Below are 26,853 nucleotides of genomic sequence, written 5' to 3' on the forward strand. Positions count from 1 at the left end.
TTAATAAGGCATTTTTACTACGGCTTTTACTTTTTTATTGTCATTTATAATTGTAAAAGAAGCTTTAGCACCGTACTGTAATTCAAGCCTTTTTTGGAGATTATCTAAACCAATACCACCTTCATCACTTTTAGGTTTAGGGTCGTAAGTACCAGAATTTTCAACAGCCAAAGAGATTATATTTTTTTCAGCCGTTGCAGATATTATAATTTCACCTCCAGATTTCAATTGACCGATTCCATGTTTAACCGCATTTTCAAGTAATGTATTTAATGACATTGGCATAATTAACACATTATCTAAGTCACTTTGAATCTTGAAGGTATAATTGAGACGGTGGTCAAAACGGAGTTTTTCAAGAGATAAATAATTCTGAGCTAAACGAATTTCTTCGCTAAGTGTTGCACGTTGCTGTTCTCCTAAATTAAGTGAAAGTCTCAATAAATCAGACAGTTGAATGATTGATTCTCGGGCTAACTTGCCATCAGAAATAGTTAATGCCTTTATGCTATTCAGAGCATTAAAGAGAAAATGAGGATTTAATTGCTTTTTAAGATTTTCTAATTCTGATATTTGTAGGAGATTCTCTGCTTTAATCGTTTGTTGTTGTTTATCTTGATAAATAACAGAAAAGTGATAAAGATGATAAAAGAAAAAGCATGGAACAACCAACCACACATTTTGAATATAAAGTGACAATATTTCAATTAGTGTATCAGGGAAACCAAGCCCTCCCAAAAAATAATCGAGGGCAGTAAAGAATAGCCCAATAGAACAACTACCAAGCAAGGGATATAACAAAAACTGAATGGTTTTAAAGTCATCAGGTTTTATATCTTCTAAAATATAAGAGTAAATATAACCTACTAAAAAGCCTACAAAAAAGTACGACAAGAAGAAAACTAAACGTCCAGTAACGTCATTTTCATGGAGTGGACTATAAGATAAAGCAGTGTAGGCTATTAAAGTCCAGCAGCAAAATTGTGCAAACCAAAACAGTATATTCTTTTTAAGCATCGTGTTATTTTGTAAAAGGATAGTTCAAAAATACTAATAAAAGTAGAATGCAGTAAGTTTATGCAGAAAAATAATGACTAATTTTTTATCACTACCCGACCAACTCGCTCAAATCATTGATAGCCTTCAAGCTCTTTCGCCTGAAGTTTTTCTTTCATTGTCATTTTTAATAATGATTCTGATTGATTTATTCTTGCATCAGGATTTAAAAAATAAGAAACAATTAGTATCAAATTCGCAACAATCCAACCATGTGATGCTTGGGATTTCGGTGATTGTCTTACTTATTGTACTGAATCAAATTGTACAACAATTTTACACGACCAATGATTCTTTTTTATTCGGTAAAATGTTGATTTTAGATTCAAAAGCTATCTTATTCAAATTCCTGATTATTCTATCAGCAATTTTCGTGCTTCTTCATGTTATTGTCACAAAAAAAGATTTTATCGGCGAATTTTATCCCATATTAATTAGTATGGTTGTCGGTCTTTGCTTGATGACAATGTCCGTAAACTTGTTGATGATATACCTTTCAATCGAAATGGTTTCTATCGCTTCTTATATGCTTACTGCTATTGATAAAAATCGAAAAGGTATTGAAGGAAGTTTAAAATATGTACTTTTTGGAGCAACTTCTTCAGCAATTATGCTCTACGGAATGTCATTATTATATGGAATGACGGGAACGCTTGATATTGCATCTCCCGATTTCTCAAGAGGAATTGCTCAAATTGATGGCGTAGCTTCAACAGTTGCTATTATCTTGACAATCAGCGGATTTCTGTTCAAAATTTCTGCAACTCCATTCCACATTTGGACTCCCGATATTTATGAGTCAGCCCCAACACCTGTCGTGGCATTTTTCTCGGTTGCTCCGAAAATTGCAGGTTTTTTAGTAGCAATTCGTTTTTATTCGGCAGTACCTAATAACCTCCAAACAATCACGGCTGTTTTAGCAATGGCAAGTATCACCTTCGGGAATTTTTCGGCTCTTTGGCAAAACAACGCCAAACGATTACTGGCATATTCTACCATTGCACACGCTGGTTTTATGTTGATTGGCTTGGCAACAATGTCGCAATTGGGACTAACAAGTATCGTTTTCTACTTGGTAACTGTCCTTTTTACTAACTTGGCAGCATTTCTTCTGATAGATTATAGTGAAATTGGAAATCAAGCAGCTAAAATTGAAAACCTAAAAGGACTTGGTAGAGTAAACCCTTTTTATGGTGTGATGATGTTAATTGTGATGATTTCTTTGGCGGGGATTCCTCCAACGGCAGGTTTTTTTGCTAAATTAAATATATTCTCAGCACTTTGGGAAACTTATCAAGCAAACAATCAGCCGATTTTACTCTGGTTATTCATTTTCGGATTGTTGAATACGGCTATTGCCATTTTCTTCTATTTGAAAATTCCATTCTTTATGTTTTTCAAAGAATCAACTGAAAATCAGGTTTTTGAACTAAACGCAAAACAGTATTTTTTAGCAATTGTTCTGATATTACCAATTCTAATTTTATTCTTTAAGGCTGACTGGCTAATGGAAATTGTAAGTTTTCTTTAGGGATTAGGTATTAGAGAAATTTCCATGATGGCTAACACCTAAAACCTAACCACTAATACCTAAAATTCACCTCAAATACACACCCATATTTTCATCTTCATCCAACACAACGGATACATATTCGCTAAGGGTTGTTGAGAGTTGATAGCCTACATAATCTGCCAAAATTGGAAATCTACGGTAATTTCTATCAACCATAACCGCCACTTGAATTCTTTTTACGGGAATACTCAAGAATGGCGAAAGGCTATATGCAAAAGTGCGTCCTGTATTCAACACATCGTCCACCACAATAATCGTTTTATGTTCGAGAAAACGCTCATCGCAATCAAATTCTACGGGACTTTCATAGGTCACGTCTTTGTCCACATCAATCAATACTGCCGTTGCTTCAATACTTGAAATTTCGTTTAGGGCAATGGCTAATTTCTTCGCAAAAGCGTATCCCTGCCCTTTTACTCCTGCAATAACGATTTCCGTTTCTTCAAAGTTATTTTCGTAAATCTCGAAGGCAATTCTTCTGATTTTTTGCAAAACTTGCGTATGGCTGAGTATTTGGTTATCGGTCAATTGAGTCATAGAAATTGATTTTATTACAAGATATTTTGCTTGTCATACTTTCCGTAAAATTAAGTATTCGGAATCAAAAAAAATGATTCTGTGGCGATTTATGAAATAAATTCTAAAAAATGAGTTCCCAATGGAAGAGATTTAGGGATTAAGAATGCAAATAATAAGCTCCTAAAGTATAAATTATTCTCTCTTAACTATTAATTATGAACAATTCTTTACCTTTGCAATCCAATTTATCAAAAAATATCATTAAAAAATGGCAAAAGGATTCTCACAAGGACAACAGAGACGAGTACAACAAGCAGTACCAAGCAATCCGTTGGCGATTAAAACCAAGAAATTTGCATTAGAAAAAAATAAATTTATTGGCTTAAATATGATGCAATTAATTAAAAATCAATGGTATTGGGGTTTTGTACCTTTGGCTTTGATTTTGATTAATGCAGGTTTGAACATTTCAAAAGTCTATCCAAACTACTGGATTTACGTTATTACGGTTTTAGGAGCTATTTTATATATCGCTTTCTGGGCAATTCAGTTTACGGGAGTTACACAGTTGGAGCAATACAAGCAACTTTTCCAAAAGTATCGTTATGAGATTGATAGTCGTCAGATTTTGATGAAAATTTCAGATACAGAAGGTGGCGTTATCAAGTGGGATATGATTAAAACTGCTCGTAAAGACAAAGATGCTTACGTGTTGGACATGGGTTCATATCAATTTATTTATCTTCCATTTACCGTTTTCAGTAACGACAATGATAAGAAATTAATGGATAGAATCTTAAAAGATAAAGGTTTTATTACTGCTGAATAATTTTCATGTGATAAAAAAAGCCTCTCAATTGGATTGAGAGGCTTTTTTATGTGATACCAAGTTAAAACTATTTCTTAATCGAATGAGAAATAGTTTCTACCAATTCTCCACGAGCCATTTTTTCGGCTTTATCAAAATACTTTAGAGACTTTTGAAAAGTATCGTCAAACGGTGACATTATTTGGTGGTATTCATTATTTAATCCATCTGATACTTTACGTTGCCAAACGCTACGAGCAATATACGCCTTAATTTGAGCTTTGATATATGGCATCGAACGCTCATAGTCTCTCACTCGCATTTTTACATTGGCTTGTTTTGCTAATCTTTGCATATCAATCAACATGGCATCATTTACTACAAAAAACTTATTGAAGTCTTTAAAAGTGAGTTTTTCTAAAGATTTCATATTATCGTTGGCATAGTTTAAAGCAAATTCACGAATGATATTTTTGCCCCACAAATCACTTAAATATTTGGTAAAATAAGTAGTGTCACGTGCCACAAATACGTCTGGAGTAATACCTCCACCACCATAAACTGTTCTACCTCCGATAGTCTTATATTTCAATTTATCATTAAACTTAATACTATCAGCATTAAAAAACTCCCCACTTTTAAGGCGTTTTTCATAATCTTTTTCATAATCTTCTTCACGCCCTAATACATAAGGTTTTTGAATGCTACGTCCACTTGGTGTATAATATCTTGAAATAGTCAATCGTAATTCTGAGCCATCTTGCAAGTTTACAGGCATTTGTACCAATCCTTTGCCAAATGAACGTCTTCCCACAATCAAAGCACGGTCATTATCTTGTAATGCTCCAGCAACAATCTCAGCCGCAGAAGCACTATTTTCATCCATAATTACCATTACTGCTCCTTTTTCAAAAATACCTTCTCTTTTCGTAAAAGTTTGAGTATCATATTTTGCCCCTTTTCCGTCGGTATAAACAATCATGCGTTCACCTGCCAAAAGTTCGTCAACCATTTTTTCAGCACGGTCTTTATATCCTCCTGGATTACCCCGCAAGTCAATCATTAAACGTTTAATTCCCTGTCCTTTTAAGGTCGTCAAAACGTTTTTGAATTCATCAAACGTCGATTCTGTAAATCTATCTACTTTAATATACCCCGTTTGTGGGTCAATCATATAACCTGCTGTAATTGAATAAGACGGAATTCTATCACGGATTACGGTAAATTTCTTGATTCCTTTTTCTCCATTTCGTAAAATCTCCAATTGTACCTCCGTTCCTCTTGTACCACGAAGTTTACTAAAAATAAGGCTTTGCGTAACTTTTGGTCCTGTTAAAGAAATTCCATCTGCTTTAATTAGACGGTCACCACTTTTGATACCTACCGACTCTGAAGGACCACCTGCCATTGCATTTACGACATAAACGGTATCGCTAAAAATATTAAACTCTACCCCAATCCCATCAAAACCCGATTCTAACTGTGAACGTGCCGAAGCGACTTCGTCAGTTGAAAAATAAGACGTATGAGGGTCAAGTTTTTCTAAGGTTTTTCTGATTGAAAACTCAACTAATGAATCCGTATCAACAGAATCAACATAACTATTCTCAATCAATGAAAGTACCTCTCGATACTTATTAAAACCCCTCAATACATTGTTCATACGGGTTTGTCCACCAAAAAAATTTGCTCCCAACAAAATTCCCCCTACCAATGCAATGGCTATCCAAATGGGTATTTTTACGATGGTTGAATTATTCTTGATGGGTTCTTGTCCTTTTTGCATATTGCTTAATCCTATTTTTTAGAAACTGATATTAAAGTTACGAAAAACTGAAATCTTGCCAATGTTTTTGGCGTAACTTTGTTTTTTTGTAATCATAAAAATGGCACGCAGATGACGCAAATGCTTCGCAACACAGGTTTTCACAGATTTTTAGCGACATTAGCTATCAATTTGTAGAGATAAATTGTATTCTAACTTTAAACAGTGGAATAATAAAATCTGCGGAAATCTGTGTTTCTGAAAGAATCTGCGTCATCTGCGTGCCCACATAACGTAGATGCGAATATTAGCCATAGATTACGGAACGAAGCGAGTAGGTTTAGCCGTTACCGACCCTTTAAAAATTATTGCATCGGCTTTGGATACCATTCATAGCAAAGATGTACTTAATTATTTGAAAGAGTACGTTGAAAAAGAAGAAGTTGAAGCCTTTGTGGTGGGTATGCCCGTAAATTTGGACGGTGAAGATACCAACAACACGCCCCATGTAAAAGGTTTCGTGAAGACTTTGAAAAAGACATTCCCCGACATTCCTGTACATTTGCACGACGAACGTTTTACGTCTTCAATGGCACTTCAAGCCATGATTACGGGTGGTTATTCTAAAAAAGACCGTCGTGAAAAGGGAAATATAGATAAAATTTCAGCAGTAATAATTTTACAATCCTTCATGGAAAAAGAGGGAATTTAATTGTTTGGGATTTTGGATTTTATCTTAAAATTCATGAAATTTTGAGATAAATTTGCGACCCAAAATCCGAAATCTTCAATCGAAAATCCGAAATCAAACAAATGAATATTTACGGTTTAATAGGTTATCCATTGGGTCACTCCTTTTCAAAAGGATATTTTACAGAAAAATTTTCAAATATGGGTCTTGCAGGCAGTCACGTCTATGAGAAATTTGAATTAGAAAATATTAATGATTTACCTGCTTTATTGCAAAACGCTGAGTTGAAAGGATTGAATGTTACGATTCCTCATAAACAAAATGTAATTCCATTTTTGGATGTTATTGATGAAGCTGCGTTGAAAATTGGAGCGGTCAACACTATCAAAATTATGCCCGATGGTTCAACGAAAGGTTTTAATACAGACTATTGGGGTTTCCGTTGGACTTTAGAAAAATGGGAAGATTTTCAAGAAATTAAGCCTAAAAAAGCACTAATTTTAGGCAAAGGTGGAGCAGCAAAAGCCATTATTCAAGCCTTGCAAGACTTGGGTTTGGAAACGCAATACGTTTCTCGCAGAAAAGAAGACGACACTTTAACTTACGAAGAATTGACGGAATCGGTCATGCAAGAACATCTTTTCATCGTGAATACTACGCCTTTGGGAATGTTTCCGAAAGTGGATACTTTTCCAGAAATTCCTTATCAATTACTGACGGATAAACATTTATTGTACGACATTGTGTATAATCCTTTGGAAACAACTTTCTTGAAAAAAGGCTTGGAACATAGAGCAAAGGGCGTACATTTTGGATTAGAAATGTTACACGGACAAGCGGAAAAGGCTTGGGAGATTTGGCAAAGTTGAGAATTGGTTATTGGGGATTGGTTACTGGTTATTGGTTACTCGTTATTGGTTATTGGTTATTGGGGATTGGTTACTCGTTATTGGTTACTTGTTATTGGAAATTGGTAGTATAAGAGTATTCACTAACTGGATAACCAGTAACCAATCCCCGATTACCAATAACCAATTTCCCAATAACCAATCCCCGATTACCAATAACCAGTAACCAATTAATTATACTCCAAAACATCATCAATCAAGAATGCTTTTCCCGAGCGAATCACTTTTACGTCACGATTATATTTTGCTTTCGCTTCTATATCTTCTACAACAATTTTGAAAAAATAACATCCATTTTCAAGCTTATTTTTCAATTGAACCTCAGTCACTTTTATCGTGTTCCAATCTTGGGCATTAATCATAAATCCAATTCCCATTCCTGAATATTTAGTGTCGTATTCTTTACTCCATTTCTTTTTAAAGGCTTTTTCATCCATTCCTCCGTCCATACCTACACCCGTTGCATCAGACTTGTATTCGGCGTATTTCTTCGTGCAGATTTTATCGTACTCACCCATATTATTTTTAAAAGAGTCCTCAATTCTGTAAATGAGCCACTTTTTAGCCATTTCCGAACTATCTACAATTACAGATTTAGCCACAGTATCAACTTTAGCAACGCTTTCTACTTTTAAGGAATCTGTTTGTTGTTCTGCAACTTTATTCTTTTGGCAAGCCGTAAAAATGAGGATACTGAACAATAAAATACTTATTTTTTTCATTGAATTAGTGGTTAATGATATATGTTTTTTCAAATGTAGCTAATAAAAAATTAAAATCAGTTTTCCCCAAATCAAAACCCTTGCAATCGCTGTATCTTCGCAAAACATTATTCAAAAGTCCCTATCCATGTTCAAAAAAGTATTTCTTTTTATTTCAATTACCGTTTCTCTATCGTCTTGTTTGAGTGTTTATGTTCCACCAACAAACACTGGTAAAACAACTTCAACAAATACACAAACTAAAATTGCTCCTAATTTTCCAGAAGGTTTTGATGGTGCATCGAAAAGTAAATACGAAGGTGGAAACATCACTGTTTCGTCGGGGCAATGGTATTTAGAAAATGCCATTATGGGAAGTGCTGAAAATGACCAGAAAAATGGTGCGAAGGCTATCAGAATGAAGGAAACGGCAAAAGTTACGATGAATTTCGACTGCTCGAATGGAATTCAACAAGTTCGTTTAAAATATGGTGTCTATCAATTGGATAAAAGTAGCACTTTTGAATTATGGGTTTCTTCTAACTCGGGTAGTTCGTGGCGACAAGTAAATGCGACCATTACGGCAACGGAAAAAACTTTAAAAGATGCAATATTTTATGTAAATCTTCAACAAGCTGCTCGTATCGAAATTCGTAAAACGGATGGCTCTACAAGTCGTTTGAATATTGACGACATTTCAATAATTACTTACGGAACTTCTTCCAATTCTGTTCCAACGCCAAATCCTCCCATTAATCGTGGCTCGACAGTTGCCTCAAAAGACGACCATTTAACACTGGGCAATCCCTCAAATGCGGTAACAAATACATTCTCTTCGACCAATTATTTGATAAAAAAAGAAGGCTTTGTATTGTCTTATAATAAAAATAAAAATATAGCCAATTGGGTTGCATGGCATTTAAGCACTGCTTGGAAGGGAGATATTGACCGTCAAAATGACTTTCGTCCTGACCCAAGTTTACCACAGAATTGGTACGAAGTTACGCCAAGAGATTATACCAATACGGGGTTCGACAAAGGTCATTTATGCCCTTCTGATGATAGAGATGGCATTTTAGAGGAAAATCAAGAAACTTTTTTTATGACGAATATGATTCCACAAGCACCCGATAATAACCGAGGACTTTGGAAAATATTGGAGGAATATGAAAGAATCATTACTCAAGAAGGAAATGAAGTTTATGTGTTTGCAGGAACACTTGGACAAGGAGGAACAGGAGCAAATGGTTTTGCCAAGACAATCGGTAAAAATGATAATATTACCGTGCCTGCTTCTCTTTGGAAAATTATCGTGGTTTTACCAATTGGGCAAAATGATGCAGCCCGAATCAATGAAAACACCAGAGTTATTGCCGTAAATATCCCAAATGATAATAGCGTTGGGGCGGATAGTTGGCGGAAATACCGAGTTTCAGTAGATGAAATTGAACGCTTAACTGGTTATGATTTTTTATCAAATGTTTCACCTGATATTCAAAGAGTTATTGAAGCGAAAGTGGACAAGTAGTCATGAATAAAGAGTTATGAGTTATGAAAAAATGAGATTATCATCCTTTGTAATTCTTAACTCTTTAAGTAGAAAATTAAAAAAATTGGCATAGAATTTGGCATACCTCTAAAAAAGATACTACTTTTGTTTTTCATAATGCAAAAAACTTCGCACATATCTCGTCTCTTCAGCATCTTTTTGATGTCGTTGATGCTGATGTTTACCGTATTTGGTAAAACATTCTCGGCATCACAAACACGTCAGCAGGCAGTGGAAAAGGCAAAAACAGAGCAGACGAAGCATTCTGAGAAATCTGACAATTGCTCAATTTCGGAACTTTCAGTGATGCAAGTATCCGCCCCTGTTACGATTGATTTTTCACAAGATTTTGTTTTTACTTCGCAAGTATTTTCATTTTTGATGCCTGAAAAACACATTCAGACTATCAAAAGCCTTTTATTTAGACTTCCTCATCTCGAAATTCTTTTCGAACATTTCATCGTTACCAACGCCCCGTAGTTTAGTTATTAGTTATTGGTTATCTGTCGATTAGTAAATACTTGATTGGATATGCCTAATAATACCTTTTGATGATACTTTCGGAATCATTGTGTACAAAAACTGTACTTACTATTCACTTTCATAAATTTTCAGTTTATCGGTTTTGTTGTAATAAAGTTATTTTAAGGCTTCGTATGGTTTACTGATGCTCTTAATAACCCGTTACCAATAGCTAATTCCCGATAACTAACAACCAATTACAAATTATGCGTTACAAAAATGCCATTATTTGGCTGACTGGAATTATTTCAGCCTTATGTTTATTTTTTCTTTCTTTCACTTGGAAAGCAGGTGCTGTTCGTGAAGATGCTACTAAATATGCAACTGTTGCAGGTAAATACGACCCAGCAAGAAGAATCCATTATATTGATTCATTATGGAAACAACCTGTTTATTTAGGATTTACATTACAAGAAGTTACAACGTATGCACTTCACAAAGGTCTTGACCTTGAAGGTGGTCTTCATGCAGTTTTGGAAGTTTCTCCAGTAGAAATCTTACGTGCATTATCAGGAAAAAGTAATGATGTAAATTTTGAGAAAGCTTTAGTTGAAGCATCAAAAGCACAAGCAACTTCTACAAAACCTTTCAACGAATTATTCTTTGAGGCATTCGCTAAAATTGCTCCAAATCAGAAATTAGCATCAATTTTCGCTAATTCAACCAACGTTGGTAAATTGAATTTCTCTTCAAGTGACTCTCAAGTAAAGAAAGTTATCAATGATGAGATTGATGGTGCTGTTGACCGTGTTTATAAAACAATCCAAACTCGTATTGACAAATTAGGTGTTGCCAACCCTAACATTCAACGTTTACCAGGTACAAACCGTATTCAGGTTGAATTACCAGGTGTTGATAACCCAGACCGTGCAAGAAAATTATTATCTGCTGCTTCAAAATTAGAATTTATCGAAGTTGCTGAAATCAGTGAGTGGGGACAAGGCTTAAATTCTTTAGGTGAGTATTTGGCGGCTGAAGAAAAAGCGAAGAAAATTGGAACAATTGCAACAGGTAAAGTTGATACGACAAAAGCAGGTGATTTAGCAGGTCAGTTATCAGGTGCTGCCAAAACGGCTAAAACTGATTCAGCGAAAAAAGATACAACGGCTGGTTCAGCTTTGACAAAATTGTTCTTGCCTTTAGATAATCAAGGAAGAACTTGGGGTGTTTATCGTAAAGATACTGCTCGTGTAAATGAATTGTTCCGTCGTCCAGAAGTGAAGGTAATGTTCCCTTCAAATTTATCTTTCTATTGGAATGCAATCGGTATTCCTGCGGTAAATGGTGACGAAATTATTCAGTTCGAAGCTTTGAAAAAATTACCAGGACAAAAAGCCGTTTTAGATGGTGAGACAATTACAGATGCAGGACAAGATTTTGACCAAAATGGTCGTCCAGAAGTAACAATGGCTATGAATGGCGTAGGTGCAAGAATCTGGAAAAACATGACTGCGGCAAACGTTGGAAAACGTATCGCTATCGTGTTAGATGACTATATCTACTCTGCTCCAAATATCAACGGAGAAATTGCAGGTGGACGTTCTTCAATCTCTGGTTCATTCACTGTTGAACAAGCGAAAGACTTAGCAAACGTAATTAAATCAGGTAAATTATCTGCTCCAACACGTATTGTTGAAGATGCTTTCGTGGGTCCATCATTAGGTGCTGAAGCTATCAATCAAGGATATTTATCAATGTTATTAGGTTTAGTTTTAGTAGTAATTTTTATGATTGGCTACTATGGTTCTCCAGGTTGGATGGCAAACGCAGCCTTGATGTTCAACGTATTCTTTATTGCGGGAGTATTGGTACAAATTCAAGCAGCTTTAACACTACCAGGTATCGCAGGTATCGTGCTTACATTGGGTATGGCAGTTGATGCAAACGTACTTATCAACGAGCGTATTCGTGAAGAATTACACGCTGGAAAAGGATTATTGGATGCTATTAAAATCGGTTATGAAAAAGCACTTTCTGCGATTATTGATGGTAACGTTACCACAATTCTGGTTGGTATTATCTTGATTATCTTTGGTTCTGGTTCTGTAAAAGGTTTCGGTATAACACTTTGTATCGGTTTGGTTACTTCAGTATTTACAGCCGTTTATGTTTCTCATATCTTAGTTGAATGGATGGCAAAACGTGCTATTGCAGCAGGCAAAGAAAAAGAGGTAACTTTCGAAACATTTATTTCAAAAGACCTTTTCAAAAACTTCAACTTTGACTTTATCGGAAAACGTAAATATTCTTATATTTTCTCATGGGCTTTAATTGCCATTGGTATTATTGTATTAACAATTCAAGGTGGTTTCAACTTAGGTCTTGACTTCAAAGGTGGTCGTTCTTACGTAGTAGAAATTGCAAAACCAATTGAAGCTGGAACAATCAAAGATGCTTTGGCAAATAGTTTTGAAGGAAGCGGTGTGGAAGTTAAAACTTTCAATGGCCCTACAAAATTAAAAATCACGACGGCTTATTTAGTAGAAGATGAAAGTGCAGCCGCTAACCAAAAAGTTCGTGCAGCAGTTGAAGCAGGTTTACAAAAATTTGCTGACTCTAAACCAGTAATTGTATCTGAGTCTAAAGTAGGTGCAACCATTGCTGATGATATTTTAACGCAATCGTTCATCTCAATTATTTATGCTCTTATCGCTATCTTTATTTATATCTTATTACGTTTCCGTAAATGGCAATATTCATTAGGCGGTATTGTAGCCTTAACGCACGACGTTCTTGTAGTATTAGGAATGGTTGGTATTTCACGTTTATTTGGTTTCGAATTAGAAGTTGACCAAGTATTTATCGCAGCGGTATTAACCGTAATTGGTTATTCAATTAACGATACAGTGGTAGTATTTGACCGTATTCGTGAAGAAATCGGTATTGATGCAGATTTATCAAATAAAGAATTGATGATTAAAACTATCAACCAATCAATTAACCATACTATGAGCCGTACCGTAATGACAGCTACAACGGTATTCTTAGTAGTAACAGTATTGTTATTATTTGGTGGTGATATTTTGAGAGGTTTCTCATTCGCTATGTTCATTGGTGTTGTGTTTGGTGCTTATTCATCAATTTTCGTGGCAGCTCCAATTGTTATTGACTTTGGTGGTAGCAAGAAAAAAACACCAGCAGTAGAACCTGCAAAATAATGATTTAGATTTTAGGCGGTCGCCGCTGCGGGGTTAGGTTTTAGGAGTTGGTTGGTAGGAATTAGTTTCGGAGAAAATTTGAGTTGTCAAACCCTCCAAATAAAAGCTAATCCCTAAAACCCAAAACCTAATTCCTAACCCCTAAAATTTGATTTAAGACAAAATATTAAGTATCTTGAAGAATGATTTTCAAAAGTATATTTTGAAAATCATTCTATTCACAATCATTTATTGTGAAAAAATAATTCACTTCTAATTCACACGAAAAAACTAAAAAAGTCTATGGAGAACAGTATTTGGCGTAAAAAACCAATGGCAGCTTACGAAGCTGACATGAAAAAATCAGAACTGAAACGAGTATTAACGAAATGGGGACTAACTTCATTGGGAATTGGTGCTATTATCGGGGGCGGAATTTTCACACTTACGGGTATTGCTGCCCACAACCACGCAGGCCCAGCCTTGGCTCTTGCTTTTGTTATCGCAGCCATTGGTTGTACGTTTGCTTCATTGTGCTACGCAGAATTCTCATCAATTCTTCCTGTTGAAGGTTCAGCCTATGCTTATTCTTACGGAACAGTTGGCGAAATTTTCGCTTGGCTCATTGGTTGGAATTTAATTTTGGAATATATGATGGGAGCTACCACTGTTGCCGTTGCATGGTCAGGTTATTTTGAGAAACTCGTCCATCTCTTCGGAATAGAACTACCCATATCGCTAATGAATGACCCTTATACCGCAGGCGAAAAATTGGGTGTAGATGGGCCTGTACCTGCTTTTAACCTTGCTGCATTCTTGATTACGTGGGGTGTAACGTCGGTTTTAGTAAAAGGTATCCAAGAGTCCGCAAAAGCAAATAATATCATCGTTATCATTAAATTATCAGTGGTAATATTCGTTATCATTGTTGGTGCTTTTTATATTAAAGTAGATAACTGGACTCCATTTATTCCAGAAGCAAAAATTGGAGCTGATGGAATCGAACACTTCGGATGGGGTGGAGTAATGACCGCAGCAACCGTAGTTTTCTTTGCATATATTGGTTTTGATGCCGTTTCTACACAAGCTGGAGAAGCAATCAATCCACGAAAAGATGTTCCATTTGCCATTATTGCATCATTAATCGTTTGTACTGTTCTTTATATTTTGGTATCATTGGTTTTAACAGGAATGGTAAGATATGATACCCTTGACTTGAAAGCTCCAGTAGCGGCTGCATTTGCAGACATTGGTTTACCTTGGGCTGTTTTTGTTATCACTATTGCCGCAGTGGCAGGTCTAACATCGGTAATGCTTGTAATGATGTTAGGACAAACTCGTATTTTCTTGGGAATGGCAAAAGATGGTTTATTGCCTGAGTTCTTCAAAACAATACATCCCCAATTTAAAACTCCTTGGAAGAGTACAATTTTGGTAGGTTTAGTTGTTTCAATCGTATCGGCATTAACTCCAATTGACAAAGTTTCTGAAATGTGTTCAATGGGAACATTGTTAGCATTTGCAATGATTTCGGGAGCAGTTTTATTGTTACGTTATCAACAACCAGACATCGAACGTCCTTATAAAGCTCCACTTATTTGGTTTGTAGCACCTATGGGCGTTTTCTTCAATTTAGCGTTAATGACCCAAGCACAAAGTGCCACTTGGAGAGCATTCTTAATTTGGAGTACACTTGGAATTATTGTTTACTTCCTTTACAGTAAAAATAGAAGTAATTTGAATAAGTCAGAATAAGATTTTTGTTAAAACAGAATAGGTCGTTTGATAACTCAAACGACCTATTTTGTTTCGGAATTATCTACAATTTGTCGCAAGACAAAATTAGACCACGGATAGAACAGATAAAACAGATTTACACTGATTTTTCTTTAAATTTATCCGTGTAAATCCGTTGAATCAGTAAAATCTGTGGTCTAATTTTATTCTGCGACAAATTGTAGATAGTTCCGTTTTATTTTATGGCATCAAGGAATTACCCAATCAACATTTCTCTAATTTTGGGAATCAAGGTATCAATATCTCCCGCTCCCACTGTCACTAAAAGTTCTGGTTGTTTCGCTCTTACTAAATCCAATACCTCTGTTTTAGTACAAAGTATTTTTTCATCGAGATTCACCTTATCAAAAATAATACTTGATGTTACACCCTCCATTGGTAATTCACGAGCAGGATAAATGTCCAACAAAATCAAGTCGTCTGCCAATTCTAAACTTTTTGCAAAACCTTCCTGAAAATCATTTGTCCGAGAGAATAAATGTGGCTGAAAAACAACCGTCAATTTACGATTTGGATAAAGTGCTTTTACCGAAGACAAAAACGCTTCAATCTCCGTAGGGTGATGAGCATAATCATCTATATAAACCACTTTCTCAGAACGAACATGATACTCAAAACGTCTTTTTACGCCTTTAAACGTACAAATTCCCTCACGCACATCTTCTGGCGATACACCCACTTCTAAAGATACCGCCGCCGCCGCCAAAGCATTCGTTACATTATGAAAACCTGGAGTAAGTAAACTACAATTTTCTAATTTACCATTTGGATAAACGACATCAAAAATCATTTCTGCATTTTCAATTCTCAAATTTTCAGTTTTATAATCTCCTGATTTCAAACCAAATACCAACGATTCATTTTTAGTATAATCATTCAAATGAATACCATCGTACTGATACAATTTTCCGCCTTCTTTTATCTGTGACACAAATAATTGGAACGACTCTAAAAGCTGAGAATGATCGCCATAAATATCCAAATGGTCAGCATCGGTAGAAGTCACGATGGTTAAATCAGGGAAAAGAGTTAAAAAAGAACGGTCAAATTCGTCAGCTTCTACCACACAAATTACGTTTTCAGAGCCTTCATTTACTAAGAAATTTGTGCCATAATTCTGGGTAATTCCTCCCAAAAATGCCGTTACATTTTTCCCTGCATTCTTCAAAATATGAGCCACCATTGATGAAGTGGTCGTCTTTCCGTGTGTACCCGCAACCGCAATGGTAAAGAAATTTTGCGTTAATAAACCCAATACCTGCGAGCGTTTCATCAAAGTAAAACCATTGTCTTTCAAATAGTTAAATTCTTTGTGGTCTTTCGGGATTGCAGGGGTATAAACGATAAGCGTTTCGGTTGGATTTGCCAAAAACTCCGCTGGAATCAATGAAATATCATCTTCAAAATGGACGGCAATTCCTTCAGCTTGCAAGGCATCGGTGAGGGGAGTTGCAGTTTTGTCGTAACCTGCCAAGGTATAACCATTAGCAATAAACCAACGAGCAATTGCCGACATACCAATGCCACCAATGCCCAAAAAATAGATGTGTTTGAGGGATTTTATGTTCACTTTTTTGTTTTTTAGTCTTTAAGAATAGTCATTTATAATTTATCACTACACCCACTCACTCTGCATATCTTTATCACGTTTGATAATACATTTTTCGTTATCTAATAAATGTACGTTTTCATCAATTTCCATCGTAGTCTTTGCATCGGCTAAAATAGATTTGTAAGATGCCTTAATTTCTTTGCGTTTCATGGCTTCTAAAAACCTACGAATATCCTCATCATTCTCTAAAATCAAACCTGGCACTTGTGCCAATTTGCCATCGTCATCTTTGGCGACCATCGTAAAATAAGACGTATTGGTATGTTTTACCGTAGCCGTTTTGATGTTCTCTGCAACAACTTTTATACCTACAATCAAGGAACTATTACCCACATAATTTACCGAAGCATGAAGAGACACTAACTCGCCAACTTCCACAGGTTGACGAAACTCCACGTTATCAACCGACACCGTAACCACATAAGTACCAGCGTGTTTGGTGGCACAAGCATAAGCGACTTTATCCATCAGCGACAATAAAATCCCTCCGTGTATTTTTCCCCCAAAGTTGGCATAAGAAGGAATCATCAATTCGGTAATGGTTGTTCTTGAATAATTTACTGTTTTTGCGTTATCCATAATTTTTAGTGATTGGGCGGGTATAATTTAGATTTGGGCAATTTATTTAACGCCTGATTCCTCATTTCTCATTACTCATACCTCAATTTTGAATTGTATATTTACACAAAAATTGAACTTTTATAAGAAATTTCCATGTATTTGAGCTTTTTTTTAATTGTACCTGTTTAAACTTTTCATTTTGAACGGTTTGATTTCTATGATTCTTGCAAATGATTTCATACAATTTTCGTTATATTTTTCCTTCTTCACAAGCACCACAAAAATATGAGTGTCCTCAAAAAATTAGCCAGTGAAACCGCCTCTTATGGAGTTAGTACCATTTTGGGACGGTCTTTGAATTTCCTTTTAGTTTTCATACACACTGCTGCTTTTATGCCAGGGGAATTAGGCGTAAATATTAAACTTTATAGTTACGTAGCCGTTGCCAATATTATTTATACTTATGGTATGGAAACGGCTTTTTTCCGTTTTGCGGCGGATGATAAAATGAAATATTACAATATTATTCAAAGTGCAGTTCTGGTCAGTAGTGGCTTTTTCTCTTTGATTCTTATTGTTTTTTCAAAATCCATCATTGCATATCTGGGTTATCCAGGAAAAGAAAGTTTCTTGATTTGGCTCGCCCTAATTTTGGCAATTGATGCCATTACTGCCATTCCTTTTGCACGTTTGAGGTTAGAAAAACAAACTAAAAAATTCGTAAAAGCTAAAATTATTAATATCCTCATTAATGTATTTTTGAACGTATTTTTCTTACTAATTCTCAAAAAAATTGCCGAAGGAGATTATCTCAACAGCCTTGAACCACTCGCAAAAGCACTCTATAATCCTAAAGTTGGAGCAGGCTATATTTTCTTGGCAAACCTCTTAGCCAATGCAACTTTCTTGTACTTTTTGAGGAAAGAACTCTTTGATTTTACTTTTACGATTGATAAGGATGAATTAAAAAAATTATTCAATTACGCTTATCCAGTCATGTTGATGGTTTTGGCAAGTACCTTCAATTTGTTATTCGACAGATTGTTATTGGAACGCCTCCTTCCCGAAGGTTTTTATCCAGAACGTACCTCTGCCGAAGCATTAGGAATTTATGGCAATGTCTATAAACTTTCTATTTTTATGTCACTGGCAACTCAAGCATTTAGGTATGCTGCCGAACCGTTTTTCTTATCAAAAACGGACGATAAAAACTCGCCTGAAACACTTGCCAATGTAACCAAGTGGTTTTTGATAACTTGTATTTTTATCTGGTTGGGGGTTTGTTTGAATCTCGACTGGCTAAAGATGCTTTTCTTACGTAGAAAAATTTATTGGGAAGGAATTGCCGTTGTACCGATTTTATTATTGGCAAATTTATTCTTGGGTGTTTATTATAATATTTCCGTTTGGTTTAAACTCAATAAAAAAACCTATTTTGGTACAATAATCACGCTTATCGGATTGGCAATCACGATATTATTCAACATTATTTTGATTCCACATTTTGGATATTTAGGCTGTGCCATTGCCTTTTTGATTTCGTGTTTTTCAATGACTGCTCTGTGTTATTTACTCGGACAACGTTATTATCCCGTTCCGTATCACATAAATTCAGCACTTGGCTATATAATTTCGGCAGGATTATTGATTTATAGTGTTATGCAGATTCAATTTGATAACCTCTGGTTATCAATTCCTTATCACATTTTGTTATTGGTTTTATATACATTGGGTGTTGTAATTGTTGAGCGAAAGACGATTATTCCGTTGAGAATCAGAGATAAATACGCATTTTTGAAATGAAATGTCATTTTTTTTTGAGAAATTTGCGTTAATACAGTTTTATCATTAAGCAGTTCCCAGTCAACAACTGAATGAACAATGCCAATATTGATAAATTTTCTGATAATTGACAACTGCTTAACATGACTGAATCTCAAATATTTACTCGATTTAGTGCCTTGGAGAAAAAACTTCGAGGGCTGACAGAGAGTTATGTTGAGATAAAAGAGCAACTTGAGGAAGCAAAATTGGATAATGAAAATTTGAGAAGAAGTCTCAGCGAAGCTCAAAAAGAAAACCAAGAATTACAGAAAAAATTAAACCAACAGATAAAAAACTTTAAAAAATCAGATAAATTCACTAAGATTGCAGTAAACAATCTAAAGAGTACAGGCAATACTGCCGAATTGAAAGAAAAACTTGACGAATATATTTTAGAAATAGAAAAATGTATTTCTCAACTTAGTAATTAGTTAGATAGTGATAAAGTTAAAATAATGGCAATGTTAAAGTAATGTATCGTTAGCATTCTTTAATTATTAAACGCTTTGACTTCTCTAACATTTAAAGAAAATGGACAAAAAAATTCCTTGCAATATCATCGTCGGAACAGAGGCTTTTAGTCTTTCTGCTGCCAATGAATTGGAGGAAGAAATTGTCAGAAAATCGGCTAAGTTGATTAATGAAAAAATGCAGTTTTACCAACAAAAAAATGGTATCAAAAGTACACAACGCCTTCTGGCATTGGCTGCATTAGATTTTGTAATGAGCAATCTAAAATTTGACCTCCTACATACAGACCTCCAAGAATCCGTTTTTGATAAGGTTCAGGAATTAGAGAAAATGATAGATAATGTTTCAACAGAATTTTAATACTTTTTCGTTCGTCATCCATAATAAATTAATCGTTATTTGAGACATTCATTTTGAACCTTACTATTAAATTATCCTTACTAAAAGCGGTTTAAAATTGTGTTATCAAGAAATCCAACGATTAAATTTTTAATTAAAAAGACCAAAACTAAGTAATTACGCCATTTTGTGAATACTTAATATTTGAAATCCACTTAGGAAAATAACCCAAAATACGAATCTTGGGAAATTTATAACTTAAACTCTGACTGAAAACGCTCATGACCCATTAAGTTTATCCTTATTTCAAATTATCAAATCTTCCAATTAAGAACTCTCTTTTCAATTAAGGTATCTGCCTGTTTTAGTTCCATTTCTCACTCGATTCACTTCGCATTGTGTCATTGCTTACACACGAAAGAATCAACTAAAACGATATACAAAAATGTTAACTCCCATCATTGCCGCAGTTGTTTCCCTGATAGCAGGACTATTTGTAGGTAAAGCTGTATTTGCAAAAAATACCCAAAAACTCGAAGAAGAAGCAATTGCAAAGGCATCAGATATTGTAAAAACCGCTGAATTACAAGCAGAAACTATCAAAAAAGACCGTGTTCTTGAAGCGAAAGAGAAATTTTTGAAACTCCGTTCAGAGTTTGAAGACGACTCGAATAGAAAAAAACAAATTTTGATTCAGAACGAACAAAAATTGAAGGAGCGTGAACGTCAGATTCAGCAATCAATGGATCAAGCCAAACAAACGATGGATCAAACTAAACGTTTGGAGGCTGATTTGGCATCACAAAAACAATCATTGACTTCAAAGGAAGATAACCTCAGAAAGAAAACTGAAGAGGCTGAAAAAAAACAACTTCAAGCTGAAGAAATGCTGGCTTCGCAAGTAGCTCAATTAGAAAAAATTGCTGGGCTTTCTGCCGCAGATGCCAAACAACAATTGATTGACGCATTGCGTGGAGAAGCCGAAACAAAAGCATCGTCAATGATTAAAAATGCCATTGAAGAAGCAAAATTAACCGCTACCAAAGAAGCAAAAAAAGTAGTTATTGAAACTATCCAACGTACTGCGGCTGAAAATGCTATCGAAAACTGTGTATCGGTTTTCAACATTGAATCAGACGATGTAAAAGGAAAAATCATTGGTCGTGAAGGTAGAAATATTCGTGCCTTAGAAGCCGCAACAGGTGTAGAATTTATCGTAGATGATACCCCAGAAGCGATTATTATTTCTGGCTTCGACCCAGTTCGTCGTGAAATTGCTCGTTTGTCGCTTCACCGTTTGGTACAAGATGGACGTATCCACCCTGCTCGTATTGAAGAAGTTGTGGCGAAAACAAAGAAAAATATAGACGATGAAATCGTTGAAATTGGAGAGCGTACTGTTATTGATTTAGGTATTCACGGATTGCATCCAGAACTAATCAAAATGATTGGTAGAATGCGTTTCCGTTCGTCTTATGGACAAAACCTTTTACAACACTCAAGAGAAGTAGCCAAACTTTGTGCTACTATGGCAGCGGAGTTGGGCTTGAATGCAAAATTGGCGAAACGTGCAGGTTTATTACACGATATTGGTAAAGTTTGGCATGAAGAAGCTGAATTGCCACACGCAATTTTGGGAATGCAATTGGCAGAAAAATATAAAGAAAATGCCGAAGTTTGTAATGCTATTGGAGCTCACCACGATGAAATAGAAATGACTTCCATGATTTCTCCAATCATTCAAGTATGTGATGCCATTTCGGGTTCTCGCCCAGGAGCAAGACGTGAAATGATGGAATCTTATATGCGTCGTTTGAAAGAATTAGAAGAATTAGCCGTTGGCTTTAGCGGTGTTCAGAAATGTTACGCCATTCAAGCAGGACGTGAATTACGTGTTTTGGTAGATGCTGAAAATGTTTCTGATGAAAAAGCAAGTATGATTTCTTATGATATTTCTCAAAAAATCGAAAAAGAAATGCAATATCCAGGGCAAATAAAAGTAACGGTAATTCGTGAAATGCGTGCTGTGAATTATGCGAAATAGATTGATTTGCAATACGTAAAAAAGGCTTCTGGAGTAATTTCCAGAAGCCTTTTTTACGTATTATTACTTTCTAACCATTTTCAAAATACTCCTGCTTTTGACACCTAATTCTACTTGACTTAGCCACAATTCATTGTTTTCAAGTTTTATTACCTCAAACTCTATTTTCCAAATTCCATTAAAAGTAATGGAGTTCTCTTTTTCTGCATATTTTGCAAGCCCTTTCTCTTTAATTTTTACTTCAAAATTTGAAGAATCTAAACCTGAAATAGGATAATAGATTCCGCTATCCTCCATTTGAAAACCTCCTGCATATACCCCAAAAGTATTCATTAATATCAAATTAGTTTTATTAATATTACCATTATTTTCAACGAATTCATCAGGGAACCAATTTCCTTTCATTTTCGAAAAAGATAAAGAAGGTTCAATGGTTTTCTCCTTACAATCTGAGAAAATAAAAATGGCAAAAAGGATTAAGATTAATCGCATATTATTGGAGTTTAAAGAGTTATCGAATGATTCCTATTAAGACAGACGTTATAGCTACCTCTTAGGTTGTATCATCAAATCACGTTTTTAACTAATAATCAAATTACACCCCCGAATATCAGAATTATCAAAACGTCCTAAAATTCTAAATTGGGCAGTCGTCTGTGGGAACACAGACAACGGCAGGTCAGTTTCACTATTTGAGTTTTCTGATAACTGCTCACTGCTCACTGATAACTGCTCACTGCTCACTGATAACTGCTCACTGATAACTGGTAACTGCTCACTGATAACTGGTAACTGCTCACTGATAACTGGTAACTGATAACTGATAACTGGTAACTGATAACTGCCCAAATCTTTCGTCTCAATAAACGAACATGAATCAATATTTGCCAAGTCAATAACGTTTATTCCGCCCGAACGAGCATGACTGATGTACGTAAAAGGGTCGTTTACATCTCTCAAAAGTATTCGCATGGATACTGGCAACTCGAAAATTCCTTCTCCATAAGAATACCCTTGCGACAATAATTCGGTCATTCCATACTCTGAATGAATAGTTTTTACCGAAAAAGCATTGGTCAAAATTTCATGTACTTCCTCACGCAAAAGCTCTTTTCTTCGCCCTTTCATTCCCCCTGTTTCCATCACAATTAAATCATCATGGTCTTTGAGAAAAGATAAATCTATGCCCGATTCTGCAAAATCCAAAAGCCCAAAAGTTACGCCAATTAGTAAAGTCTTTTTATTTCGATATTCATTATCCGATGGTTGAATTTCGGAATTATCCATTTCTTCGCTCTCCTCACTCCTATCTCTAATCAAAGCTTTAGCTAAATTCTCATAATCGTCTAAATAAAAACCTGAATTTGGATTTCCACTTTTACGAATAAAATGCTCAACCATATAAACCAACGAAGAATTGGTTCTTTCCAAATAAGACGGTAAAAGTGCTAAAATCTTGAAATCAGCAAGTTTCCCATAGAATTTTTCAAAAATTTGCTCTGCAACCTTTAAATAAAATTCTGGGTCTTTGACGTAATGATGTGAAGTATTCTGTCCAGTTGTTCCGCTACTTTCAAAGGTAACTTTAGGTTGATTTTCACCCGTTACCACTGTTTGAGTCTTGAAAAATTCAATTGGTAAAAATGGAATTTGTTCAACAGTCCGAACATTATCTATTTGAATTTGAAGACATTGCAGATATTTTTGATAGACCGAATTATATTCTGCCTGATAACGAAAAACGTCCAAAGCCAAAGCATCAAAATCTTTGGATTCCATTTGTAATACTTTTCGTTTGAGTATTTGAGCCTGTTGCATGAATTTTAATATAAACGATTGAGAATCGTATAGCAAAATTACGTCAAATCATTATCTTTACGAGGTTTTCAAACAACAACCGACATTATTTTTCGTTTAATATTCATATTTTAACCACCCCAAAATATGAATATCTATTTAATTTATGAGGGGTAAGCGTTTTTAGTTTATATGAAAAATAAAATACTCTATATCCCAGCGTTTTTACTTTTAATGTTTGCTTGTACCAGCGAACCAGACTTTGATTTTGTGCCTTCAATTGGCTTTAATGGTATTCAATTGATTACGACTGAAACACAAGGACTTTTGGGGGTTTCTAAGAAAGATTCGGTAATTATGACGGTTGATTTTCAAGATGGAGACGGAGATTTAGGCTTTACTCCAGAAGAATTAGCTAAGCTCACAAAATCCACTGGCGATAGTTTGCAAACTTTCATTGTTAATGTTTTGGTATCAAAAAACGGAAAATTTGTTAGAAGTAATCCTAAGGAAAAATTTGGAGGAAACATTCCAATCAGGTTCAAACAAGGTTCAAAAGCAGGACCAATTGAAGGTACAATTGATTACTCAGCGGTGTTTGAATATAATGTATTTCAGGGAATTCCATTGCTAACAGGTAAACGAGATACCATAAAGTTTGAGATACAAATCAAGGATAGAGCCTTAAATGCAAGTAATAAAGTGGAAACAACACCAATCGTTATTTATTCCAAATAATTACGGAAGGATTAAGGAGAGCCAACGCATCAACGTTGGCTTTTTTATTGACTAATTTATAGCAATAGAAACAATGTAGCTCGGCTATATGTCAAAAACGCTGAAATATCTGATTTAAAAATACAATGAACCTGTTTAAATCAAAACAGAAAATTTAAACAGCTCTATCGTTGGTTTACAAAAGCAGGAAAATTATGCCTCAAAGCTCCAGATGGGAAACCGTCAGTTTGTAATTCAAGTTATAATTTTGACGGTGGCTATTTATTTATCCAATGGACTGCTGGAGCAAAAAGGCAGGTTATAAACGGTCTAATTGAACGGTATCGTTCTTTAATCGTACAGGCGAACTGAATTCCATAAAGTTTTTTGCTTTATTTCAGAACCTTTCTTAGTTTGAATAGAAATTAAAAACTACATGAAAAAACTACTACTCTCATTGCTCATTCTAATCACCTTTTCAGCAAATCTTTTCGCTCAAAAACCTCCCCCTATTGAATATGGAAATATTCCCTTAGAAGATTTACAGATGAAAACCTACACTAAAGATTCATCTGCCGAAGCCGTAATTTTGTGCGACTACGGCGAATATTTTTATACTTTCACTGATAATTATCCAACAGTTAACTATCGTCGTCATGTTAGAATAAAAATTCTCAAAAAGTCGGGGTTCAATCAAGCAAATATCAAAATTGGTTATCGAGTTGGTAGAGAAAATTATCAAAATGAAATTATTAGAACAATCAAGGCAACAACTTATAATCTTAAAAGTGATGGTTCTATCGTAAAATACGATTTAGACAACAAAAGCATTTTCGACAATAAAGCTAATCAATACCTTCATTACCAAATATTTACACTTCCACAAATACAAGAAGGCTCTATTATTGAATATACTTATGACCTCGAATCGGGCGTATGGTTCAACCTTCGGAATTGGGAATTTCAGAAAAACATTCCCGTAATTTGGAGTGAATTAAGGGCAAATATTCCTGCCTATTTCGACTTTAATATTACGCTCCGTAGTCTCATTCCCCTTACCTTCAATGAAATAGAGCAAGGTAAGAAACACCAACTACGTAGTGATGTTGAGGATAAATTTTTGCATTATCGTTTCGTGATGCAAAAGGTAGAAGCCTTAAAAGAAGAACCGTATTTAACAACTATTGAGAATTTCAGGTCAACACTTTCATTTGAATTAGCAGCCACCTACTTCCCTAATCAATTGAAAAGAGATTATTCTCAAACATGGAAATCACTAAACGAAACACTCATTACAAATGAAAATTTTGGCAAACAAATCAAGCGTTTTGAACAGGCTGAAACCATTGCTCAATTACTGAAATCGGAAAATAAAGACACTCTTTCCTTGTTAACTGCGGCGTATAAACACATTCAAAAAACGATGCAATGGAATGAGGAACAGGCTTTTACGACCAATAATAATCTTGACAAGGTCTATGAAAAACGCATTGGAAATTCCGCAGAAATCAACCTTATGCTTATTAGATTATTACGTGAATGTGGCTTTGATGCCAACCCCGTTTTACTGAGTACCCGTGATAATGGCGAAGTAAGTGATTTGGTATTAATGGATAAATTTAACTATGTAGTAGCCCATATTTCCCTGAAAGACAATGACTTACTATTGGATGCTACTGACCCATTAATACCCACAGGCATTTTACCTATGCGTTGTTTAAATAAAAGAGGACGATTAATCGTAAGAAAAAATAGTAAATGGGTAGTAATAAATACAGAGCCAATTCGCAAAAAAATTACAATTATTAACATGGATATTCTGACAGACCAAAGTCTTAAAGGTACAATCCGAACATCATTTGCTGGACATAACGCTTCTGAGTTTAGAACGCAAGTCATCAAGAAGGGGAAAGCTAATTATTTGGCTGACTATAAGAAAAATAGACCTAATCAAACGTTTGAGTCACTCCAAATTTTCAACCTTGATACACTTGAAAATTTGGCAGAATTAGCAGTAAAAACAACCTTAAACGAAGTCTATTCTATCGCTGGCGACCGTCTTTATTTTTCACCCATGTTAGGCGAAGCAGAAAAGAGCAACCCATTCCAAACAAAAGAACGTAAATATCCTGTTGATTTTGGCGTTCCACAAGAAGACAATTACATCGCAACATTCTCAATACCAAAAGGTTATATTGTAGAAGAAATGCCTAAAATCGAAAATATCACATTGCCCAATAACGGAGGAAAATTTATTTTCAACTGTACTTTAGATGGTGAACAACTAAAAGTGAACAGTAAAATAACGTTAAGAAAAGCGATTTATACGGAAGCAGAATATTCCACTTTACGTGAATTTTATAACCGAATTGTAAGCAAACACGCAGAACAGGTGGTGTTTAAGAAGAAGTAAGAAATTAAATCCCTTACCAACTAATACAGTTGGCAAGGGATTTTTTTAT

Annotated in this window: 22 protein-coding genes; 14 read left to right on the top strand and 8 right to left on the bottom strand. The window is 35.1% G+C overall.

The window, feature by feature from the left end; genetic code table 11:
• Positions 1-1,017, bottom strand: coding sequence for a sensor histidine kinase (locus VB796_RS09835; protein WP_323346361.1), 1,017 nt, complete (start codon positions 1,015-1,017; stop codon positions 1-3).
• Between the two features lie 73 nt (positions 1,018-1,090).
• Between VB796_RS09835 and VB796_RS09840 the strand changes: the two genes are divergently transcribed.
• Positions 1,091-2,587 (top strand): NADH-quinone oxidoreductase subunit N, encoded by a 1,497-nt coding sequence (locus VB796_RS09840; RefSeq protein WP_323346362.1) that lies wholly within the window; start codon positions 1,091-1,093, stop codon positions 2,585-2,587.
• A gap of 66 nt (positions 2,588-2,653) precedes the next feature.
• Here VB796_RS09840 and VB796_RS09845 read toward each other — a convergent pair whose 3' ends face one another.
• Positions 2,654-3,166, bottom strand: a complete 513-nt coding sequence (locus VB796_RS09845) for a phosphoribosyltransferase family protein (protein WP_323346363.1) — start codon at positions 3,164-3,166, stop codon at positions 2,654-2,656.
• 250 nt (positions 3,167-3,416) lie between these two features.
• On the opposite strand from VB796_RS09845, the gene VB796_RS09850 reads away from it, so the two are divergent.
• Complete coding sequence (locus VB796_RS09850; protein WP_323346364.1) at positions 3,417-3,977, top strand: YcxB family protein; 561 nt, start codon at positions 3,417-3,419, stop codon at positions 3,975-3,977.
• Between the two features lie 67 nt (positions 3,978-4,044).
• On the opposite strand, the gene VB796_RS09855 is transcribed toward VB796_RS09850, so the two are convergent.
• Positions 4,045-5,742, bottom strand: coding sequence for a S41 family peptidase (locus VB796_RS09855; RefSeq protein WP_323346365.1), 1,698 nt, complete (start codon positions 5,740-5,742; stop codon positions 4,045-4,047).
• A gap of 277 nt (positions 5,743-6,019) precedes the next feature.
• Between VB796_RS09855 and ruvX the strand changes: the two genes are divergently transcribed.
• Positions 6,020-6,433, top strand: coding sequence for a Holliday junction resolvase RuvX (gene ruvX, locus VB796_RS09860; protein WP_323346366.1), 414 nt, complete (start codon positions 6,020-6,022; stop codon positions 6,431-6,433).
• A gap of 101 nt (positions 6,434-6,534) precedes the next feature.
• Complete coding sequence (aroE, locus tag VB796_RS09865; protein WP_323346367.1) at positions 6,535-7,281, top strand: shikimate dehydrogenase; 747 nt, start codon at positions 6,535-6,537, stop codon at positions 7,279-7,281.
• Between the two features lie 209 nt (positions 7,282-7,490).
• On the opposite strand, the gene VB796_RS09870 is transcribed toward aroE, so the two are convergent.
• Entirely contained in the window at positions 7,491-8,042 is a 552-nt protein-coding gene (locus VB796_RS09870; RefSeq protein WP_323346368.1) for a hypothetical protein, read from the bottom strand.
• 127 nt (positions 8,043-8,169) lie between these two features.
• Here VB796_RS09870 and VB796_RS09875 point away from each other — a divergent pair, with 127 nt between their 5' ends.
• The 4 genes from VB796_RS09875 to VB796_RS09890 all read left to right on the top strand — a co-directional run bounded on the left by VB796_RS09875 (position 8,170) and on the right by VB796_RS09890 (position 14,984).
• Positions 8,170-9,549: a DNA/RNA non-specific endonuclease gene (locus tag VB796_RS09875; protein WP_323346369.1), complete on the top strand. Its 1,380-nt coding sequence runs from the start codon at positions 8,170-8,172 to the stop codon at positions 9,547-9,549.
• Between the two features lie 138 nt (positions 9,550-9,687).
• The gene (locus VB796_RS09880; protein WP_323346370.1) at positions 9,688-10,050 is read left to right on the top strand and encodes a hypothetical protein; all 363 of its coding nucleotides are present in this window, start codon (positions 9,688-9,690) and stop codon (positions 10,048-10,050) included.
• A gap of 248 nt (positions 10,051-10,298) precedes the next feature.
• Entirely contained in the window at positions 10,299-13,250 is a 2,952-nt protein-coding gene (gene secDF, locus VB796_RS09885; protein ID WP_323346371.1) for a protein translocase subunit SecDF, read from the top strand.
• A 282-nt stretch (positions 13,251-13,532) separates the two neighbouring features.
• The gene (locus tag VB796_RS09890; protein ID WP_323346372.1) at positions 13,533-14,984 is read left to right on the top strand and encodes an APC family permease; all 1,452 of its coding nucleotides are present in this window, start codon (positions 13,533-13,535) and stop codon (positions 14,982-14,984) included.
• A 238-nt stretch (positions 14,985-15,222) separates the two neighbouring features.
• Here VB796_RS09890 and murC read toward each other — a convergent pair whose 3' ends face one another.
• Both murC and VB796_RS09900 read right to left on the bottom strand, forming a co-directional pair.
• Positions 15,223-16,596 carry a UDP-N-acetylmuramate--L-alanine ligase gene (gene murC, locus VB796_RS09895; RefSeq protein WP_323346373.1) on the bottom strand — a complete coding sequence of 458 codons (1,374 nt, stop codon included), beginning with the start codon at positions 16,594-16,596 and terminating at the stop codon, positions 15,223-15,225.
• Between the two features lie 45 nt (positions 16,597-16,641).
• Positions 16,642-17,217, bottom strand: coding sequence for an acyl-CoA thioesterase (locus VB796_RS09900; RefSeq protein WP_323346374.1), 576 nt, complete (start codon positions 17,215-17,217; stop codon positions 16,642-16,644).
• Between the two features lie 267 nt (positions 17,218-17,484).
• Between VB796_RS09900 and VB796_RS09905 the strand changes: the two genes are divergently transcribed.
• The 4 genes from VB796_RS09905 (at position 17,485) to rny (ending at position 21,877) form a co-directional block, all read left to right on the top strand.
• Positions 17,485-19,002, top strand: a complete 1,518-nt coding sequence (locus VB796_RS09905; protein WP_323346375.1) for a polysaccharide biosynthesis C-terminal domain-containing protein — start codon at positions 17,485-17,487, stop codon at positions 19,000-19,002.
• A 122-nt stretch (positions 19,003-19,124) separates the two neighbouring features.
• Complete coding sequence (locus tag VB796_RS09910; protein ID WP_323346376.1) at positions 19,125-19,454, top strand: hypothetical protein; 330 nt, start codon at positions 19,125-19,127, stop codon at positions 19,452-19,454.
• A 100-nt stretch (positions 19,455-19,554) separates the two neighbouring features.
• The gene (locus VB796_RS09915; RefSeq protein WP_323346377.1) at positions 19,555-19,854 is read left to right on the top strand and encodes a cell division protein ZapA; all 300 of its coding nucleotides are present in this window, start codon (positions 19,555-19,557) and stop codon (positions 19,852-19,854) included.
• A gap of 424 nt (positions 19,855-20,278) precedes the next feature.
• Complete coding sequence (gene rny / locus VB796_RS09920) at positions 20,279-21,877, top strand: ribonuclease Y (RefSeq protein ID WP_323346378.1); 1,599 nt, start codon at positions 20,279-20,281, stop codon at positions 21,875-21,877.
• 63 nt (positions 21,878-21,940) lie between these two features.
• Here rny and VB796_RS09925 read toward each other — a convergent pair whose 3' ends face one another.
• Both VB796_RS09925 and VB796_RS09930 read right to left on the bottom strand, forming a co-directional pair.
• Entirely contained in the window at positions 21,941-22,369 is a 429-nt protein-coding gene (locus VB796_RS09925) for a hypothetical protein (RefSeq protein WP_323346379.1), read from the bottom strand.
• An 87-nt stretch (positions 22,370-22,456) separates the two neighbouring features.
• On the bottom strand, positions 22,457-23,695 hold the full coding sequence (locus tag VB796_RS09930; RefSeq protein WP_323346380.1) for an acyl transferase: 1,239 nt from the start codon (positions 23,693-23,695) through the stop codon (positions 22,457-22,459).
• Positions 23,696-23,866: 171 nt separating this feature from the next.
• Between VB796_RS09930 and VB796_RS09935 the strand changes: the two genes are divergently transcribed.
• Both VB796_RS09935 and VB796_RS09940 read left to right on the top strand, forming a co-directional pair.
• The gene (locus tag VB796_RS09935; RefSeq protein WP_323346381.1) at positions 23,867-24,412 is read left to right on the top strand and encodes a hypothetical protein; all 546 of its coding nucleotides are present in this window, start codon (positions 23,867-23,869) and stop codon (positions 24,410-24,412) included.
• Between the two features lie 415 nt (positions 24,413-24,827).
• Complete coding sequence (locus VB796_RS09940; protein ID WP_323346382.1) at positions 24,828-26,804, top strand: DUF3857 domain-containing protein; 1,977 nt, start codon at positions 24,828-24,830, stop codon at positions 26,802-26,804.
• The last annotated feature ends 49 nt before the right edge of the window (positions 26,805-26,853 follow it).

This window comes from Arcicella sp. LKC2W (genome assembly GCF_034931005.1).
GTDB lineage: Bacteria > Bacteroidota > Bacteroidia > Cytophagales > Spirosomataceae > Arcicella.

Excerpts from the sequence above, each read along its gene's own strand:
- VB796_RS09835 (WP_323346361.1), bottom strand. The coding sequence starts at position 1,017 with ATGCTTAAAAAGAATATACTGTTTTGGTTTGCACAATTTTGCTGCTGG.
- VB796_RS09840 (WP_323346362.1), top strand. The coding sequence starts at position 1,091 with ATGACTAATTTTTTATCACTACCCGACCAACTCGCTCAAATCATTGAT.
- VB796_RS09845 (WP_323346363.1), bottom strand. The coding sequence starts at position 3,166 with ATGACTCAATTGACCGATAACCAAATACTCAGCCATACGCAAGTTTTG.
- VB796_RS09850 (WP_323346364.1), top strand. The coding sequence starts at position 3,417 with ATGGCAAAAGGATTCTCACAAGGACAACAGAGACGAGTACAACAAGCA.
- VB796_RS09855 (WP_323346365.1), bottom strand. The coding sequence starts at position 5,742 with ATGCAAAAAGGACAAGAACCCATCAAGAATAATTCAACCATCGTAAAA.
- ruvX (WP_323346366.1), top strand. The coding sequence starts at position 6,020 with ATGCGAATATTAGCCATAGATTACGGAACGAAGCGAGTAGGTTTAGCC.
- aroE (WP_323346367.1), top strand. The coding sequence starts at position 6,535 with ATGAATATTTACGGTTTAATAGGTTATCCATTGGGTCACTCCTTTTCA.
- VB796_RS09870 (WP_323346368.1), bottom strand. The coding sequence starts at position 8,042 with ATGAAAAAAATAAGTATTTTATTGTTCAGTATCCTCATTTTTACGGCT.
- VB796_RS09875 (WP_323346369.1), top strand. The coding sequence starts at position 8,170 with ATGTTCAAAAAAGTATTTCTTTTTATTTCAATTACCGTTTCTCTATCG.
- VB796_RS09880 (WP_323346370.1), top strand. The coding sequence starts at position 9,688 with ATGCAAAAAACTTCGCACATATCTCGTCTCTTCAGCATCTTTTTGATG.
- secDF (WP_323346371.1), top strand. The coding sequence starts at position 10,299 with ATGCGTTACAAAAATGCCATTATTTGGCTGACTGGAATTATTTCAGCC.
- VB796_RS09890 (WP_323346372.1), top strand. The coding sequence starts at position 13,533 with ATGGAGAACAGTATTTGGCGTAAAAAACCAATGGCAGCTTACGAAGCT.
- VB796_RS09900 (WP_323346374.1), bottom strand. The coding sequence starts at position 17,217 with ATGGATAACGCAAAAACAGTAAATTATTCAAGAACAACCATTACCGAA.
- VB796_RS09905 (WP_323346375.1), top strand. The coding sequence starts at position 17,485 with ATGAGTGTCCTCAAAAAATTAGCCAGTGAAACCGCCTCTTATGGAGTT.
- VB796_RS09910 (WP_323346376.1), top strand. The coding sequence starts at position 19,125 with ATGACTGAATCTCAAATATTTACTCGATTTAGTGCCTTGGAGAAAAAA.
- VB796_RS09915 (WP_323346377.1), top strand. The coding sequence starts at position 19,555 with ATGGACAAAAAAATTCCTTGCAATATCATCGTCGGAACAGAGGCTTTT.
- rny (WP_323346378.1), top strand. The coding sequence starts at position 20,279 with ATGTTAACTCCCATCATTGCCGCAGTTGTTTCCCTGATAGCAGGACTA.
- VB796_RS09925 (WP_323346379.1), bottom strand. The coding sequence starts at position 22,369 with ATGCGATTAATCTTAATCCTTTTTGCCATTTTTATTTTCTCAGATTGT.
- VB796_RS09930 (WP_323346380.1), bottom strand. The coding sequence starts at position 23,695 with ATGCAACAGGCTCAAATACTCAAACGAAAAGTATTACAAATGGAATCC.
- VB796_RS09935 (WP_323346381.1), top strand. The coding sequence starts at position 23,867 with ATGAAAAATAAAATACTCTATATCCCAGCGTTTTTACTTTTAATGTTT.
- VB796_RS09940 (WP_323346382.1), top strand. The coding sequence starts at position 24,828 with ATGAAAAAACTACTACTCTCATTGCTCATTCTAATCACCTTTTCAGCA.